Origin of the sequence: Aeromicrobium wangtongii, assembly GCF_024584515.1 — a bacterium.
GTDB lineage: Bacteria > Actinomycetota > Actinomycetes > Propionibacteriales > Nocardioidaceae > Aeromicrobium > Aeromicrobium wangtongii.
Genome location: NZ_CP102173.1, coordinates 2799712 through 2816150, shown reverse-complemented (window position 1 = coordinate 2816150; position 16439 = coordinate 2799712). Strand labels below are relative to the sequence as shown.

Annotated in this window: 16 protein-coding genes and 2 tRNA genes; 13 read left to right on the top strand and 5 right to left on the bottom strand. The window is 69.5% G+C overall.

Going from position 1 to position 16439, the window contains the following annotated elements; all coding sequences use genetic code 11:
• Positions 1–12: 12 nt before the first annotated feature.
• Positions 13–2064 carry an ATP-dependent DNA helicase UvrD2 gene (locus tag NQV15_RS13830; protein ID WP_232401552.1) on the top strand — a complete coding sequence of 684 codons (2052 nt, stop codon included), beginning with the start codon at positions 13–15 and terminating at the stop codon, positions 2062–2064.
• Here NQV15_RS13830 and NQV15_RS13825 read toward each other — a convergent pair.
• Together NQV15_RS13825 and NQV15_RS13820 are read right to left on the bottom strand one after the other, a co-directional pair.
• Positions 2038–3390: an ABC1 kinase family protein gene (locus NQV15_RS13825; RefSeq protein ID WP_232401554.1), complete on the bottom strand. Its 1353-nt coding sequence runs from the start codon at positions 3388–3390 to the stop codon at positions 2038–2040. The genes NQV15_RS13830 and NQV15_RS13825 overlap by 27 nt on opposite strands.
• Before the next feature lie 27 nt (positions 3391–3417).
• A complete protein-coding gene (locus NQV15_RS13820; RefSeq protein WP_232401556.1) occupies positions 3418–4242 on the bottom strand; it encodes a hypothetical protein in 825 nt (274 codons plus the stop codon).
• A gap of 184 nt (positions 4243–4426) precedes the next feature.
• Here NQV15_RS13820 and NQV15_RS13815 point away from each other — a divergent pair, with 184 nt between their 5' ends.
• A complete protein-coding gene (locus NQV15_RS13815) occupies positions 4427–4585 on the top strand; it encodes a DUF5679 domain-containing protein (RefSeq protein WP_168217181.1) in 159 nt (52 codons plus the stop codon).
• Between the two features lie 392 nt (positions 4586–4977).
• Complete coding sequence (locus NQV15_RS13810) at positions 4978–5469, top strand: M48 family metallopeptidase (RefSeq protein ID WP_232401558.1); 492 nt, start codon at positions 4978–4980, stop codon at positions 5467–5469.
• Here NQV15_RS13810 and NQV15_RS13805 read toward each other — a convergent pair.
• Positions 5402–5983: an NUDIX hydrolase gene (locus NQV15_RS13805; RefSeq protein WP_232401560.1), complete on the bottom strand. Its 582-nt coding sequence runs from the start codon at positions 5981–5983 to the stop codon at positions 5402–5404. The two genes, NQV15_RS13810 and NQV15_RS13805, sit on opposite strands and share 68 nt — an antisense overlap.
• On the bottom strand, positions 5980–7257 hold the full coding sequence (locus tag NQV15_RS13800) for a zinc-dependent metalloprotease (RefSeq protein ID WP_232401562.1): 1278 nt from the start codon (positions 7255–7257) through the stop codon (positions 5980–5982). Before NQV15_RS13800 ends, NQV15_RS13805 begins: the two co-directional genes overlap by 4 nt.
• Before the next feature lie 64 nt (positions 7258–7321).
• Here NQV15_RS13800 and NQV15_RS13795 point away from each other — a divergent pair, with 64 nt between their 5' ends.
• From NQV15_RS13795 to NQV15_RS13775, 5 genes are all read left to right on the top strand, one after another.
• Positions 7322–7747: a molybdenum cofactor biosynthesis protein MoaE gene (locus tag NQV15_RS13795; RefSeq protein ID WP_232401564.1), complete on the top strand. Its 426-nt coding sequence runs from the start codon at positions 7322–7324 to the stop codon at positions 7745–7747.
• Positions 7748–7775: 28 nt separating this feature from the next.
• Entirely contained in the window at positions 7776–8846 is a 1071-nt protein-coding gene (locus tag NQV15_RS13790; RefSeq protein WP_232401566.1) for a YlbL family protein, read from the top strand.
• Complete coding sequence (locus NQV15_RS13785; RefSeq protein ID WP_249373548.1) at positions 8837–9346, top strand: PPA1309 family protein; 510 nt, start codon at positions 8837–8839, stop codon at positions 9344–9346. The genes NQV15_RS13790 and NQV15_RS13785 overlap by 10 nt, the downstream gene beginning before the upstream one ends.
• Positions 9347–9376: 30 nt before the next feature.
• The gene (locus tag NQV15_RS13780) at positions 9377–12292 is read left to right on the top strand and encodes a UPF0182 family membrane protein (protein ID WP_232401569.1); all 2916 of its coding nucleotides are present in this window, start codon (positions 9377–9379) and stop codon (positions 12290–12292) included.
• Between the two features lie 81 nt (positions 12293–12373).
• Positions 12374–12450: transfer RNA gene (locus NQV15_RS13775), tRNA-Met, on the top strand.
• A 52-nt stretch (positions 12451–12502) separates the two neighbouring features.
• Here NQV15_RS13775 and NQV15_RS13770 read toward each other — a convergent pair.
• The gene (locus NQV15_RS13770) at positions 12503–13081 is read right to left on the bottom strand and encodes a TetR/AcrR family transcriptional regulator (protein WP_232401571.1); all 579 of its coding nucleotides are present in this window, start codon (positions 13079–13081) and stop codon (positions 12503–12505) included.
• An 86-nt stretch (positions 13082–13167) separates the two neighbouring features.
• On the opposite strand from NQV15_RS13770, the gene NQV15_RS13765 reads away from it, so the two are divergent.
• The 5 genes from NQV15_RS13765 (at position 13168) to NQV15_RS13745 (ending at position 16367) form a co-directional block, all read left to right on the top strand.
• Complete coding sequence (locus NQV15_RS13765; protein WP_232401573.1) at positions 13168–13884, top strand: SDR family oxidoreductase; 717 nt, start codon at positions 13168–13170, stop codon at positions 13882–13884.
• 62 nt (positions 13885–13946) lie between these two features.
• Positions 13947–14023, top strand: a tRNA-Met gene (locus tag NQV15_RS13760).
• 109 nt (positions 14024–14132) lie between these two features.
• A complete protein-coding gene (locus NQV15_RS13755; protein WP_232401575.1) occupies positions 14133–14717 on the top strand; it encodes an NADPH-dependent FMN reductase in 585 nt (194 codons plus the stop codon).
• A gap of 94 nt (positions 14718–14811) precedes the next feature.
• Positions 14812–15330 carry a flavin reductase family protein gene (locus NQV15_RS13750; RefSeq protein ID WP_232401577.1) on the top strand — a complete coding sequence of 173 codons (519 nt, stop codon included), beginning with the start codon at positions 14812–14814 and terminating at the stop codon, positions 15328–15330.
• A gap of 50 nt (positions 15331–15380) precedes the next feature.
• Positions 15381–16367: a formylglycine-generating enzyme family protein gene (locus NQV15_RS13745; protein ID WP_257125054.1), complete on the top strand. Its 987-nt coding sequence runs from the start codon at positions 15381–15383 to the stop codon at positions 16365–16367.
• Positions 16368–16439 lie beyond the last annotated feature (72 nt).

Sequence of the window (16439 nt, the reverse complement as noted above, 5' to 3'; positions counted from 1 at the left end):
CGAGGAGACTGAGTGCCCGACGCCGACGACCTGCTGACCGGTCTCGATCCCGAGCAGCGGGAGGTCGCCCTGGCCCTGCGCGGGCCGGTGAGCGTCATCGCGGGAGCGGGCACCGGCAAGACCCGGGCCATCACCCACCGCATGGCCTACGGGGTCGCGACCGGCGTCTACAAGCCCACAGAGGTCCTCGCGGTGACCTTCACGACCAAGGCCGCCAACGAGATGCGCGTGAGGCTGCGTGACCTGGGTGCCGAGGGCGTCCAGGCCCGGACGTTCCACTCCGCGGCGCTGCGGCAGGCCCGGTACTTCTGGCCGCATGTCTACGGCGGTGAGTTCCCCGAGGTCACGCAGTCCAAGTTCGCCCTGGTCGCCGAGGCCGTGCGACGCCTCGGCAAGCGCGCGGACACCCCGCTGCTGCGCGACCTGTCCGCCGAGATCGAGTGGGCCAAGGTCTCCAACATCGTCCCGACGGCGTATGCCGACGCGGCCGGCCCGGCCCGCCGTGAGGTGGCCGAGCTGAGCCCCGGCGAGGTCGCCAACGTCCTGGCCGCCTACGAGGAGGTCAAGCGCGAGCGCGGCCGCATCGACATGGAGGACATCCTGCTGGTCACGGCCGCGATCCTGGCCGATGACGAGCGGATCGCCGCCCGTGTCCGCCAGCAGTACCGCTGGTTCGTGGTCGATGAGTTCCAGGACGTCAACCCGCTGCAGTCGACGCTGCTCGAGCTGTGGCTGGGTGGTCGCGACGACATCTGCGTGGTGGGTGACCCCCGCCAGACGATCTACTCGTTCGCCGGTGCCTCGCCGAAGATCCTGGCCTCCTTCGCCCGCCGCCACGAGGGCGCCCAGCGCATCGAGCTGGTCCGCAACTACCGGTCGACGCCGCAGATCGTGGCCGCGGCCAATGCGGTGTTCGCGCGCACCCCGACGACCGGCGACATCCGCCTGCAGTCACAGCAGGAGCCCGGCGACCCGGTCAGCTACATCGGCTACCCCGACGAGCCCGCCGAGGCCAATGCGGTGGCCAGCGAGATCGCGCTGCTGCACCGCCGCGGCGTCCCGTACCGCGAGATGGCGATCCTGTTTCGCATCAACGCCCAGTCGGAGGCCTTCGAGGAGGCGCTGGGCGAGCACGGCATCCCGTACGTCATGCGGGGTGCCACGGGCTTCTTCAACCGGCCCGAGGTGCGCCAGGCCGTGACGCTGCTGCGCGGCTCGGCCCGCGCCCAGGAGGCCGAGGGCACCGACCTGGTCCACGACGTCCGCGCGATCCTGTCCACGATGGGGCACACCGACGAGCCGCCCAGCGGGGCCGGTGCGGTCCGCGACCGGTGGGAGTCGCTGCACGCGATCGTCTCGATGGCGTCCGACCTGGCCGAGGCACGCCCGACCGCCGGCATGACCGAGCTGGTCGCCGATCTCGACCGCCGTATCGAGCAGGCCCACGCGCCGGCCGCGGACGGCGTCACGCTGGCGACGCTGCACTCGGCCAAGGGCCTGGAGTGGGACGCCGTGTTCTGCGTCGGCATGCACGAGGGCATGATGCCCAGCATCCACGCCGACACCCCGGAGATGGTCGAGGAGGAGCGCCGGCTGTTCTACGTCGGCGTCACCCGGGCCCGCCACGACCTGATGATCTCGTGGGCTGCGGCTCGCAAGGCCGGCGGGCGTGGCAACCGCCAGCCGACCCGCTTCCTCGACACGCTGCTGCCGGCGAACCACTCCGCGCGTCAGGTCTCCTCGCAGGCCCGCCAGCGCAAGGTCGCCAAGTGCCGCGTCTGCAACACGGTTCTGGCGGTCGCCGATCGCAAGCTCGGACGCTGCGAGGACTGCCCCGCGACCTACGACGAGCAGCTGTACGAGGCGCTGCGCACCTGGCGCCGTGAGCAGGCCACCGAGCAGGGCAAGCCGGCCTACGTCATCTTCACCGATGCGACGCTGCAGTCGATCGCGGAGGCGAAACCGGCCGACGCCGCAGAGCTCGCCCGGCTGCCCGGGGTCGGGCCGGCCAAGCTGGACCAGTACGCGGACGAGGTGCTAGGCCTCGTCGCCGAATCCCGGTAGGGACTCCTCCAGGATCTGGCGGAACGGTGCGGTCGCGCCGAGCTGGCTCAGCACCCCGATGCCGCCGATCCAGACCCGGTGGATCAGCAGGTACTGCGGCGGCAGGTTGATCTTCATCGCGGTGCCCATGCCCTCGGCGGTCGGGGCGCTGACCCGCAGCGTCTGCTCCCGCATCCACTCGCGGCTGAAGCTGAACCGCTCGACCCGGGCCGGCTCGACGAACGGACCGACGTACCGGGCGATCGTCTCGGGGTCCAGATCCGAGGCGCTCTTCAGGAAGCCCTCGTCGCGCAGCCCTTCCAGGACGAGGTCGTAGCGGTCGTCGACGGCGTACCGCACCAGCCGGCCCATCGAGAGCGGGAGTCCCTCGGGGAGGCGGGCGACCGCGCCGAAGTCGACGACGCCGAGACGTCCGTCGGGCATGATCCGGAAGTTGCCCGGGTGGGGGTCGGCGTGCAACATCCCGACCCGGCTGGGGCCGGCGAACAGGAACCGGACATAGGCCTCGCCGTAGCGGTCGCGCTCCTCCTGGTTGCCGGTGGTGATGATCTGGGCGAGGGAGGAGTCGCTCTCCAGCCAGGTGGACACCAGTGCTCGCTCGGTGTGGGCCAGCGGCTCGGGGATGACGATGTCGGCGTCGCCGTTGAACTCCTCGGCGAAGAGGCCCTGGGCGCCGGCCTCGAGGCTGTAGTCCAGCTCCTCGGCGACCCTGTCCTGCAGCTCCCTGACCAGCGGCTTGACGTCGAGGTTGGGTGCGATGACGCCGAACATCCGGGCCAGGCGCGAGATCTGCTTGAGATCGGAGATCAGTGCCTTCGCGGCGCCCGGGTACTGCAGCTTGACCGCGACCGCGCGGCCGTCCTCCCACGTCGCCCGGTGCACCTGGCCGATGGACGCCGATGCGGCCGGCTTGTCCTCGAAGGACGGGAAGCGGTCGCGCCAGTCGGCGCCGAACTCCTGGGCCATGACCCGGTGGACCGTCGCCGGGGGCATCGGCGGCGCGGAGTCCTGCAGCTTGACGAGGGTCTCGCGGTAGGGCCCGATCAGCTCCTCGGGGAGGGCGGACTCGAAGATGCTCATGGCCTGGCCGAACTTCATCGCGCCACCCTTGAGCTGACCCAGGACGCTGAAGATCTGGTCGGCGGTGCGGCGCTGCACCTCGTCCATCACGAGGTTGGCGGGGGCGCCGACCATGCGCTTGCCCAGACCGAGGGTCGTGCGGCCGGCGAAACCGACGGGCAGCGACGCGAGGCGGGCCGTGCGGGCGAACGCGCTGCCGTTGAGCGGCCGTCCCTTGGCGGGATCCTTCTCGGGGGTGTCGGGCACGTGGTCAGGATAGTCCGGACGCCGGCATCACGCCGCGGACAACAGATCGCAGGCGCACCGGGGGTGGAATGCCACCAATCGGGACGTCCGCTCGTCGTGGCGCGGCCCGATGTACAGGCAGTGGCCGGTCGTGCGTGGCACCTGACCGTCCAGATGGGCCAGGACCTCCGCCGCGATCTCGATGGCGGCGGCGTGGGACGTCAACGGGTCCAGCGCCGTGACCCGGGGCAGGGGCGGTCGCCGCCCCAGCTGGTGCAGCAGCACCGGCCACGCCGGGTCCCAGTCGGTGCGGTAGCGGTCGTGGCAGCCGACGCAGGGGGTCCGCCCCGGCCGCACGAGCGGGCCGAGGCGGACGCGGTCCTCGTCGACGACCACCGGCAGATGGTCGATGCCCAGCAGCGCGGGTCGTTCATAGACGCTGCGGGCCGGCTCGCCGAACGACGCGATGACCAGCAGCTCCGGCTCCGGCGAGGCGAGCTGGGCGACACCGGCAGCCGCGAGGATCGAGCGGGCGGCGGCCGCGACGTCGTCCGTGCCTGGTGCGATCTCGAAGCCGACCCGCCGTCTGGCCCGTGCCCGGTGACGGCCGGCGCCTCCTCCTGCATCGACGACGGCCCCGGCGGCGCGCAGCTCGGCCAGCGCCGCGGCGGCGGTGCCCTCGAGCTCCGGCACCGTGACCCGCACGATGGCCTCCAGCCGGTCGATGTCGCGGACCCCGTCCAGCAGGCGCAGCAGGGGCAGGAGGCCGGGGCGGTCGGCCACGACGATCCCGGGGGAGGTGCCGATCTGCAGGTGGGTCGCATCGCGGCGCAACAGGGGAGCTCCGGGGCGCAGCGCGGGACGGTAGGACATGCCGTCAGCGTCGCTCCGATGACGCCGTGCGACCAACCGTCCGTCCACAGTGGGGCCGGGCCGGCGGCGCCCCCGCGAGAGCCCTGTGCGACTCGCCGGGGCGTTTTGGTCCGCACGGAGCGTGAAATGACCCCTTCCCGCGTACGCTGACAGTGATCAGCACCACATCGGCAAGGAGGCCGCAATGTCGGAAACATGGAGTGGCGAGTTCTACTGCGTCAAGTGCAAGGAGAAGCGCGAGACGTCAGGAGAGGTCCACGTCAGTGACAAGGGCACTCGCATGGCCAAGGGAGTCTGCCCGGTCTGTGGCACGAAGCTGAACCGGATTCTCGGCAAGGCCTGAATCCACGCCACGGGACCCCATGTCCCGTGACTTCCCCACATCTCGCGGAAGGCCCGGCACGTCCGGGCCTTCCGCAGTTTTGTGTCCGGGCACGAAAAGACGGCCCCGGGCGGCGCATGCCTTCCCCTTGCGCGCGCCACCCGGAGCCTGGTGTGGGCTGACGCTATGGCCACGGAACCGCCACGTCAACCGATTCCGGTCCCTGCTTTTCCACGCCTGTGGACGCAACTGGGGACAACCTGTGGGGATCGCCGCGAAACCCTGTGGACGAAGCGGTGCACAAGCTGTGCGCGACCGCGCCGAGCGGCCGTCTTCCGCCCGGGTGACCAGCACCTTCGTCGATTCCGGCCTGTGGATGACCGATGGTGGACGTCGCCGGATAGATTGCCCAGGTGGGAGATGTGGAGATCCGTCGCAGCGCACGGCGCAAGCGCACCGTGCGGGCCTACCGCGAGGGCGACAAGACGATCGTCCTGATGCCCGCGAACCTCCCGCGGGCAGTGGAGCAGGAGCACGTCCGCAGCCTGCTGGCACGCCTGGACAAGCGCGAGCAACGGGTCCGTCCCAGCGACGACGAGCTGCTCACCAGGGCCACCGCCCTGTCGCGGGAGTGGTTCGCCGGCCGGGCCGTGCCGTCATCGGTGCGCTGGGTCACCAACATGGACAAGCGCTGGGGCTCGTGCTCCAGCGCCGACCGCAGCATCCGCTTGTCCCACCGGCTCCAGGGGATGCCGCCATTCGTCGTGGACTACGTGCTCGTCCACGAGCTGGCGCACCTCATCGAGGCCAATCACAGCGACAGGTTCTGGGCCCTGGTCAACGACTACCCGCAGGCTGAGCGGGCGAAGGGGTTCCTCGAAGGCGTGTCGTGGCAGCAGCGATGAGGTCACGGACCGACTGATCGGTGTCGACCGGCAGGTCGTCGACACCGAACCAGGCCAGATCGTCCGACTCGTCGCTGATGACCTCCTGCGCGTCCGCCGCAGCGACGGCGACGTACTGGACGTCGAGGTGGTGCGAGGGCCGGATCGGCCCGCAGGAGGGCACCTCGTGACGGGACAGGAGCACGGGGACGGGATCGACGACCAGGTCGTGGATCCCGCTCTCCTCGCGTCCCTCGCGCAGCGCGGCGTCGACGAGCGTGGCATCACCGGCTTCGCAGTGGCCGCCGGTCTGCAGCCACCGCTTGATGATGTGGTGCAGCGTCAGCAGCACCCGGGTGTGGTCCGCCGAGACGATCAGCACGCTGGCGGTGAGGTGATCGGGATGACACGCGCGGCTCATCGCATCGGGACGGGCGACCAGGTGGTCCAGGTAGAGCCCGCGGAGTCGCTGCTGCTGCGGGTCGGGAGCCTCCCACCGGGACAGGACGTCGTGCGCATCGTCGCGCAGCGTCACTCCTGTGGGTCCTGGCCGTCGAGCAGCTCGCCGATGGCGGCATCGAAGTCGTCATCGCTCTGGGTGCGACCCTCGCCCTGCGCGAAGCCGAGCGGATCGTCCAGGTCCGCGGCGACGGGCATCAGGTCGGGATGGCGCCAGACCGCGTCGCGTGCCTCGGCACCCTGGCGGTCGCGCAGCGCGGCCCACAGGGTCGTCGCCTCACGCAGCTTGCGGGGACGCAGCTCGAGCCCGACGAGGGCGGCGAAGGTCTGCTCGGCCGGCCCGCCGGTGGCCCGGCGGCGGCGCATCGCCTCGGCCAGCGGGGCCGCCGCCGGCATCCGCCCGTTCGTGGCCTGGGCGACGACCTCGTCGACCCAACCCTCGATGAAGGCCAGCAGGGTCTCCAGCCGGTCGAGGGCGCGCTGCTGCTCCGGCGTGCGCTCGGGCTCGAACAGGCCACCGGCCAGGGCCTCTTGGATGTCCTCGGGGCGCGACGGGTCGAGGCCGCGCATCTGCGACTCGATCGACGCGACGTCGATGCGAGTGCCGCGGCCGTACTCCTCGATCGCGCCGACCAGGGCCGACCGCAGCCAGGGGGAGTGCTGGAACAGGCGATGGTGCGCGCACTCGCGCAGCATCACGTAGAGCAGGACGTCCGATGCCGGGTGCTCCAGCCCGTCGCCGAAGGCGGCGATCCCCGAGGGCAGCACCGCTGCCACGCGCGGCGGGCCCAGCGGCAGGCCGATGTCGGTCGACGACAGCACCTCACCGGCCAGACCGCCCAGCGCCTGACCGACCTGCTGGCCGAACATCGCGCCGCCGGCCTGCGACAGCATGCCCAGCAGCGGGCCCGCCATGGCCTTGGCCTCCTCGGGAAGGGCCTGGCTCATGGCCGTGACGACGTGCGCGGCGATGGGCTCGACCAGCTGCTGCCAGGTGCCGGCGGTCGCCTCGATCCACTCGGCCTTGCTCCACGCGACGGCGCTGGTGGCACCGGCGGGGAAGGACGTCGCGGTGTCCAGCCACATCTCGGCCAGGCGTGCGGCGTCGTCGACGGCGCTCTGCTGGTTCGCCGTGGGGGACGGATCGGGGCCCGCGGCGGCGAGGGTGTGCCGGGCGACGTCCTTGGCCAGATCGAAGTTGACGCTGCCCTCGTGCGGCGCGAACATCTTCTGCATCTGGCCCAGGATCTGGTTCATGTCGATCTGGCCGCTCGAGAACGCTCCGAAGATCTGCTCCATCGGGGTGCCCGCGAACGGGTTCTGGGGCTCTTCCTTGTCGTCATCGGCCATGTGCCAACACTACCGACTGCGATCGACAACCCCTCACCGATCGTGTTCGCCCTACGATGAATCGGTGAACCCTGCCGTCCGCCTCATCGACGTCCGTGACACCCCGCTGAGCCTCGACGAGGTCTACGGTGCGGTCACCGACCCGACCGCCGGCGGGATCTGCGTCTTCGTCGGGACCGTGCGCGATCACGACACCGGCCAGGCCGTCGCGGCGCTGGGCTACTCCTCGCACCCGACCGCTGCGGCACGGCTGCGTGAGGTCGCCGAGCGGATCGCCGCCGAGTGCGATGTCGTCGCCCTGGCAGGGGTTCACCGGGTGGGTGACCTGGCCATCGGCGACCTCGCCGTGGTCGTCGCCGCGTCCGCCGCGCACCGTGCCGACGCCTTCGAGGCGTGCCGTCGGCTCATCGACGAGCTGAAGACCGAGGTGCCGGTCTGGAAGCACCAGACCTTCGTCTCCGGCGACGCCGAGTGGGTGCATCCCCACTAGGTTGCCCGGAGTCACTAGGATTCACCCTGTGTCAGACCCCGCACGACTCAGCCGTCGCTACTCGACGATGGTCGTGGCGACGATCTCCCTGGTGGTCCTGACCTGCGTCGCGTACCTCATTCCGGTGCCGTACGTGACGATGCGACCCGGCCCGGCCTTCAACACGCTCGGCACGTTCGACGGCAAGCCGGTGTTCAGCTTCGGTGCGGGCGTCAAGACCTATCCCACCACCGGCGCGCTGGACTTCACGACGGTCTCGGTGTCGCCGCCGGATGCGAAGTTGTCGCTCGCGGACGCGGTGCGGGCGTACTTCGAACGCGACGTGGCCGTGGTCCCGAGGTCGCTGCGCTATCCCGACGACGAGAGCGCGAAGCAGTCCAATGCCGAGGCAGCCGCGCAGCTCGACAGCTCCAAGGACGCCTCGACCGTGGCCGCGTTGCGCGCAGCCGGGTACACCGTGACCGCGCGGCCGCAGGTCGACTCGGTCGTCAAGGACGGTCCGGCGGCGGCGGTCCTGAAGGCGGGCGACATCATCACCTCCGTCAACGGCACGAAGGTCGCCTCCGCCCGTGACGCGGTGACGGCCATCGCGAAGGTCAAGCCCGGCGACCCGGTCGACATCGGAATCGAGCGCGACGGCAAGGACCAGAGCTTCGACATCGTGACCAGGCCGGACGAGGCGGACCCGGCGGTGCCGCGGATCGGCATCGCGCTGGGCACCAAGTACACGTACCCGATCGAGATCACGAACAATGTCGGCGGCAATGTCGGCGGCCCCAGCGCAGGATCGATGTTCGCCCTCGCGATCTACGACCAGCTCACTCCCGGCCAGCTCACCGGCGGCAAGAAGATCGCCGGCACCGGTGAGATCACCGCGGACGGTGTGGTCGGCGCGATCGGCGGCGTCCGCCAGAAGATGCGCGGAGCCGCGAATGCGGGGGCGTCGATCTTCCTGGTACCGGCCGCCAACTGTGCCGAGGCGACCGACGGCGACGACGACGGCTTGACCTTGGTCAAGATCACTAAACTCGACGACGCGATCTCCTCCCTCGAGGCGCTCGCGAAGAATCCCGACGCAAAGGTTCCCGCATGCAGCTGATGCCCGACTCACCCCTGCGCCAGGCAGCCCTCGAGATCGAGCGGCACGTGGCGGCCGAGGGCTGGGACCAGCCTCCTCGGCTGTTCGCGCTGGTGCCCACGGCCGACCTGATCGCCCGCGAGCCCGCGCTGGCCGACCAGCTGTCCTCCGATCCGGCGAGCATCACGCCGATCGAGCAGGAGCTCGACCACGACCGTGAGCTCGAGGACCTGCTCACCGAGATCGAGTGGCCCGACTCGGTGATCGGCTGCGCCGCGGTAATCGAGCGGATCATGCTGCCGCCCGAGGCCGAGGAGTCGCTGCCGCAGGACCCGGACGCCCTGCTGGCGGCCGCTGCGGCGCACCCGGATCGCCGCGAGGTGCGGCTGGTCGCAGCGGTCACCCGCGGCAAGCAGGCGCACAGCGCCGTCCGCGCCAAGGAGCCCGCCGACGCCGAGCTGCTGGAGGGCCCTGATCTGGTCCCCGGTCTGATCGAGCACCTGCGCGACACCCTGACATAGAGTCATGAACCACCCCTACCCAGGAGCCCTGTGAGCGACATCTTCGGAACCCCCCGACCACGACAGCCGCGTCCGCCGGCCGGCCGCCGTCAGAAGGTGCTGATCCCCACCCTCATCACCTTGGCCGTGCTTTTGTTCCTCGGCTCGATCTTCACCAGCGTCTGGACGGACCGCCTCTGGTTCAAGTCCGTCGGCTACAGCGATGTGTTCCGCAGCGTCCTGTTCAGCCGGATCGCGCTGTTCGTGATCATGGGCCTGTTCTTCGGCCTGTTCGTGATGGCCAACCTCTACATCGCGTACCGCACGCGGCCCGACACCGTCCCGGCCCGTCGTGACGACCCGGCCTACCGGTACCGCCTGGCGTTGACGCCGATCCTCAAGCCGATCGGCATCGGCCTGTTCGTGGTCCTGACCGCATTCGCCGGCTCGGTGGCCGCCAGCCATTGGGACACGTTCAAGATGTGGCGCAACGGCACGTCGTTCGGCACGAAGGACCCGCAGTTCGGCAAGGACGTCAGCTTCTACGTCTTCGACTACCCGTGGTGGCGCTTCGTGACGTCGTTCTCGTTCGCGATGATCATCGTCACGGTGCTCGCGGTCGTCTTCGTCACCTACGTGTTCGGCGGCATCCGCATCGCCGGCCGTGGGCCCAAGCTGACCCGCGCCGCGCAGATCCACCTGTCGGTGCTGGTGGGCATCGGCATCCTGACCCGTGCGGTCTCGTACTACCTGGACCGCTTCGGGATGCTGATCTCCGACGGGGGACTGGTCGACGGTGGAACCTTCACCGACATCAACGCGCGCATCCCGGCCAAGAACATCCTGATCTGGGTCGCCATCGCGTGCGCGCTGCTGTTCTTCGCCACGGCCTTCTTCCGCTCGTGGGCGCTGCCGGCGATCGGCCTGGGCCTCCTGGCGGTCACCTCGATCCTGCTGGGCGCCATCTGGCCCGCCGTGATGCAGGGCTTCCAGGTCAAGCCGTCGGAGCCCGACAAGGAGGCGCCGTACATCGCGCGCAACATCGAGGCGACCAGACAGGCCTATGACGTGGCCGACACCGAGGTCGAGTCGTACAGCGCGACCACCGACCTGACGCCGCAGGCGCTCGCCGCGTCCGCCGAGTCGCGGGTGAGCACCCGTCTGCTCGACCCGACGCTGATCTCGGACGCCTTCGAGCAGCTGCAGCAGGTGCGTGGCTACTACTCGGTGCCGACGACGCTGGACGTCGACCGCTACACGCTGCCGGGTGACACCCAGCCGCAGGACACGATCATCGCGGCCCGCGAGCTCAACCTCAGCGGCCTGCAGTCCAACCAGCGCAACTGGGCCAACGACCACACCGTGTACACGCACGGCTACGGCATCATCGCGGCCCGCGGCAACCAGCGCGGACCCAATGGTGAGCCGGTCTTCACGGCCAAGGACATCCCGCCGGCCGGTGAGATCAAGACGACGACGCCGCCGCGTATCTACTTCGGCGAGCAGTCCCCGTCCTACTCGATCGTCGGACGCCCGAAGGGCGCCAAGCCGATCGAGGTCGACATCCCCCGCGGAGGCGCGGCCGCGTCCGCCGACACCGACGCCGAGAACGTCACCCAGAACACGTACGACGGCAAGGGCGGCGTCCCGATCGGGAACCTGTTCCACAAGATGCTGTACGCGTTCAAGTTCGCCGAGCCCAACATCGTCCTGTCGGGGCGCGTCAACTCCGAGTCGAAGATCCTGTACGACCGTGAGCCGCGTGACCGGGTCAAGAAGGTCGCTCCGTGGCTGACGGTCGACGGCGACACCTACCCGGCCGTCGTCGACGGTCGCGTGGTGTGGATCGTCGACGGTTACACGACGAGCAACTCCTACCCGTACTCCCAGCACCGCTCGCTGCGCGAGGCCACGGCCGACACCCTGACCGACGGCAACGCGCAGGCCGCGCTGCCGACCGACCAGGTCAACTACATGCGCAACTCGGTCAAGGCCGTCGTGGACGCGTACGACGGCACGGTCAAGCTGTACGAGTGGGATACCAAGGACCCGGTCCTGAAGACGTGGAAGAAGGTCTTCCCCGGGATCGTCGAGTCCAAGTCGTCGATCGACCAGAGCCTGCTGGAGCACCTGCGCTACCCGGTCGACCTGTTCAAGGTGCAGCGTGACGTCCTGCAGCGCTACCACGTGACCGACGCGCAGACGTTCTACGAGGACGGCGAGCGCTGGAAGGTGCCCGAGGACCCGACGGCGCCTGCGAGCTCGCGGGCCCTGCAGCCGCCGTACTACCTGTCGACGGCGCGCCCGGGCGAGACCGAGCCCAAGTTCTCGGTCACCAGCGTCTACCTGCCCAACAGCCGGCAGAACCTGGCGGCGTTCGTGTCGGTCAACTCCGAGGCGACCGACACCGAGAACTTCGGCAAGATGCAGATCCTGCAGCTGCCGAGCGAGACCCAGATACCGGGTCCGAGCCAGATCGCCAACAGCTTCCAGACCGACCGAGGGGTCACCCAGGCGCTGTTGCAGTTCGAGCAGTCCAGGGAGGCGCGGATCCTGCGCGGCAACCTGCTGACGCTGCCGGTGGGCGGATCGCTGCTGTACGTCCAGCCGGTCTACATCCAGCGCAGTGCCGCCGAGGGAAGCTTCCCGGTGCTGCAGTTCGTGGCTGCGACGTTCGGTGAGTCGGTCGGCTTCGGCACGACGCTGGACGAGGCGCTGCGTGTGGCGCTGGGCATCGAGGAGGGCACGGCGCCGCCTGCGGAGGACGAGGGCGCCAAGCCCCCGGCCGAGGGTGACAAGCCCGCCGAGAAGACCACCCAGCAGTGGTTGAAGGATGCGTCGGACGCCTACAACGCGGCCCAGAAGGCGCTGGAGGGTGGCGATCTGGCCGGTTACCAGCGGCAGATCGAAGTGATGAACGACGCCATCGAAGGTGCCCAGGACAGCCTCGGCACCGAGAAGAAGTAGCACGGCAACGCGAGCGACCCCGGGGCCCACGGACCCCGGGGTCGCTCGCGTTCGGTCGTGTGGGTAGAGTCGATCACGCGACGCGGGGTGGAGCAGCTCGGTAGCTCGCTGGGCTCATAACCCAGAGGTCACAGGTTCAAATCCTGTCCCCGCTACCAGATCGAAAAGGCCCGGGATTCTCAGAATCCCGGGCCTTTTCGCATCATCGGTTCACGCTGGTGCGGCCTGACTCGGTCGCGAGGCCTTCAGCAGGGCCGTCGCGGCGACCTCTGCGATGGCCGAGACCTCCTCGGCGGTGCCTCCGTCGCGCGCGCAGCCCGACATGCCGCGCATCACCGCCACCAGGAACGAGGCGAGTCGCTCGGTGTCTGCCGTGGCGTCCAGGTCCCCGTCCCGCTGAGCCTGGTCGAGGCGGCTCTTGAGCCGCTGACGGATGACCTCGCGCTGCGGCCCGAGGCGTGGCTCCGTGAGCAGCAGGCAGCCGGGCGGGGTGGCCGAGTCGGTGTGCGCCCGGGCCGCGTCGTCCAGCACCTGCCTGATCGCTTCGTACGCGGTCGGCAGAGCCGCCGCGTGATCGACGGCCTCGCACGTCCGCTCGAAGTACCAGGTCGAGGCCTCCTCGAACAGGTGGTGCTTGTCGCCGAAGGCGGCATAGAGGCTCGGTGGTGTCACCCCCATTGCCGCCGTGAGCATCGCGACGGACGTCCCTTCGTAGCCGGACCGCCAGAACTGTTCAACGGCGACTCTCAAGGCTGCGCCCCGGTCGAAGCTGCGTGGTCTTCCTGCCATGCGCCCCAGCATACCGTAGTGATCGATACAGAACGTGCTACGCTGGCCGAGCTATCAATAGCGATCACTACAGAATAGGGTTTGTCATGAACATCGAAGGCGCGGTCGTGCTGGTCACCGGAGCAAATCGGGGCATCGGAGCGGCATTTGTCGAGCAGCTCAAGAAGCGTGGAGCGGCCAAGATCTATGCGGGCGCGCGCGATGTGAGTGCCCTCGACGGCGAGGGCATCCATGCGCTGGAGCTCGACGTCACCAATCCCGATCACATCAGCGCTGCGGTGCGTGAGGCCGGCGACGTCCAGGTGCTGATCAACAATGCAGGGATCTCGACCGGCACTCCGTTGGTGACCGGGCCAGAAGAACAGATCCGGCGCGAGATGGACACGAACTTCTACGGTCCACTGCTCCTGACCCGCGCCTTTGCACCTGTGCTGGCGGCCAATGGAGGCGGCGCGATCCTCAACCTTGTCTCGGCCCTGTCGTGGTTCACGTCGCCGGGCGACGGGGCCTACGCCGCGTCGAAGGCGGCGAACTGGATGCTGACCGACAGCACGCGGTTGGAGCTTGCGTCCCAGGGCACCCACGTGGTCGGGGTGCACATGGGGCTGGTCGACACCGACATGGTCCGCGGCCTCGACGGGCCGAAGGTCTCGCCCGCGGACCTGGCGAGCGCCGCTCTGGACGCCATCGAGTCCGGCGCGCAGGAGGTGCTGGGGGACGACTGGGCGCGGTTCATCAAGTCCGGACTCACGCTCGACCCCAAGGCCCGCTACGAGCAGATCCTCGGTGCCGTGGCTTCCTGACCTGTTCGCGGGTGGGGGCGATTTGGGGGTGGGGGAGTTCTCCAGTAGACTTGAACCACCGACGCGGGGTGGAGCAGCTCGGTAGCTCGCTGGGCTCATAACCCAGAGGTCACAGGTTCAAATCCTGTCCCCGCTACCACCACGAAGGCCCTCACAGACTCATCTGTGAGGGCCTTTGTCGTGTCTGCTGGTCCTCGACCGGTCGATGCGCCCGCTCGCCGTCGCCGCGGCGATGCCATCATCGGCGCATGTCATCTTCGGATCTTCCTCGGCTCCTCATCGTCATCGGCAGCTCGAGACCCGGTCGGCTGGGTCACCACGTGGGGCGCTGGTTCGAGTACCGGGTCCGCGAGCACGGGCAGTTCGAGCCCGTGGTGGCCGACCTGGCAGAGATCGCTCTGCCATTCTTCGACGAGCCACGGCACCCCCGACTCGGGGACTACGCGCACCAGCACACTCGTGACTGGGCGGCGCTGGTCGGATCGACCGACGCGGTGGTGCTGGTGACGCCCGAGTACAACCACGGGCCGAGCGCGGTGCTGAAGAACGCGATCGACTTCCTGCACGCCGAGTGGCGGGACAAACCCGTCGGGTTCGTGAGCTATGGCGGGGTCGCAGCGGGTACCCGAGCGGTCCAGCAGCTGGTGCAGATCGTCGCGACGGTGAGGATGATCCCGGTCTTCGACGCCGTGGCGATCTCCGGTGTTCGCCAGGTCGTCGGTGAGGGCGGTGAGGTGGCGTCGACCCAGAGCATGGACCGCAGCTCGATCGCGTTGCTCGACGAGCTCGCCCGCCTCCTGCAGCAGCTGCACCCCGTGCCGGCGGGAAACTGAGGCGCTTTTCGGCAGCGTTCGGCTTGACGCGATCTGGGTCACACCGTAACTTGGTTGTGAAATCACATTCCGCCAGGTGAAACTAGGAGTCCTGATGACCCTGACCGCATCCACCCTTCCCGCTATCGAGGTCGATCCCAGGCGGCACTTCCGCAATGTTCTGGGGCACCTGCCGACGGGGGTCGCCGTGGTGGCGACGAGCGGCCCGGACGGGCCGATCGGCATGGCGGTCAACTCCATCACCTCGGTCTCGCTCGACCCCCCGTTGATCTCGATCTGCATCGCTCGAACCTCCTCGACGTGGCCGAGGATCCGGTCGATGGGCCGCTTCTGCATCAGCATCCTGGCGGAGCATCACGAGCAGACCAGCCGCCGTTTCGCGGGGCCCGACCCCGACCGGTTCGCAGGAGCGTCATGGCGCTCGCAGTCGGGTGGTCCGGCCCTGGACGATGCCGTCGCGTGGCTGGACTGCGACGTCTACGCCGAGTACGCGGCCGGTGACCACACCATCGTGGTGGCGCAGGTCCGCGACCTGGGGTCCACGGATGATGGCCGCGCGCTCGTGTTCTTCCGCGGCTCCTACGGAACCTTCGCGCCGCACGAGCAGATCTGAGTCGTGATCGACCAGGTCTGTGAGCCTGCCTCTCACGTACGGTGACGATCATGACCTCGACCCAGGCCGCACCGCCCGCATCTACCGCCGTGTCGACGCGATCGATGCGATGGATTCCCGGTGGACGGTTCGCCATGGGCTCTGACCTCGCGGAGTATCCCGAGGAGGGCCCGGTGCACGACGTCACCGTGGACGGCTTCTGGATGGACGAGTCTCCCGTCACCGTGGCCGCGTTCAGGCGCTTCGTGAAGGCGACCGGTCACGTGACCGTGGCCGAACGACCGATCGACCCCGACGACTACCCGGGGGTGGAGGCCTCGCTGCTGGTGCCCGGCTCCCTGGTGTTCACGCCCACGGCCGGCCCGGTGCCGCTGGACAACTGGCGGACGTGGTGGCGCTACGTGCCCGGCGCGAGCTGGAAGCACCCGGAGGGCCCCGGATCCGACACGCGCGGTCGGGAGCTCCACCCGGTGGTGCACGTGGCGTGGGAGGACGTCTCGGCCTACGCGGCCTGGGCCGGCAAGGACCTGCCCACCGAGGCCGAGTGGGAGCGCGCCGCGCGCGGCGGGCTCGACGGTGCGACCTACGCCTGGGGTGACGAGCGGTCTCCGTACGGCAGGCGCCTGGCGAAGTACTGGGTGGGGGAGTTCCCGTGGCGCAACCTCGATCCTGCCGGCCAGCAGCGCACGATGGCCGTGCGCTCCTTCCCGCCCAACGGCTACGGGCTGTACGACGTGACCGGCAACGTCTGGGAGTGGACGTCGGACTTCTACCGATCCGACCATGCCGAGACCAGCGGCCGCGCGTGCTGCGGACCGCAGCAGAATCCGCGCGTGGCCACCCCCGAGGGCGGCGATGACGCGGGGGACACCGCTGCGCGGATTCCGCGCCGGGTCCTCAAGGGCGGGTCGCACCTGTGCTCGGACAACTACTGCCAGCGGTATCGCCCGGCCGCTCGCCAGGCCCAGCCGATCGAGTCGTCGATGTCGCACATCGGATTTCGCTGCATTCTGCGGGCCCCCGGCCCCGTCGGCTGAAACCGTCCAGCCGGCTTGATGTGACGCTGGACACGGCCCACGTGCGCTGCTACCGTGGAAACCGATACCGCT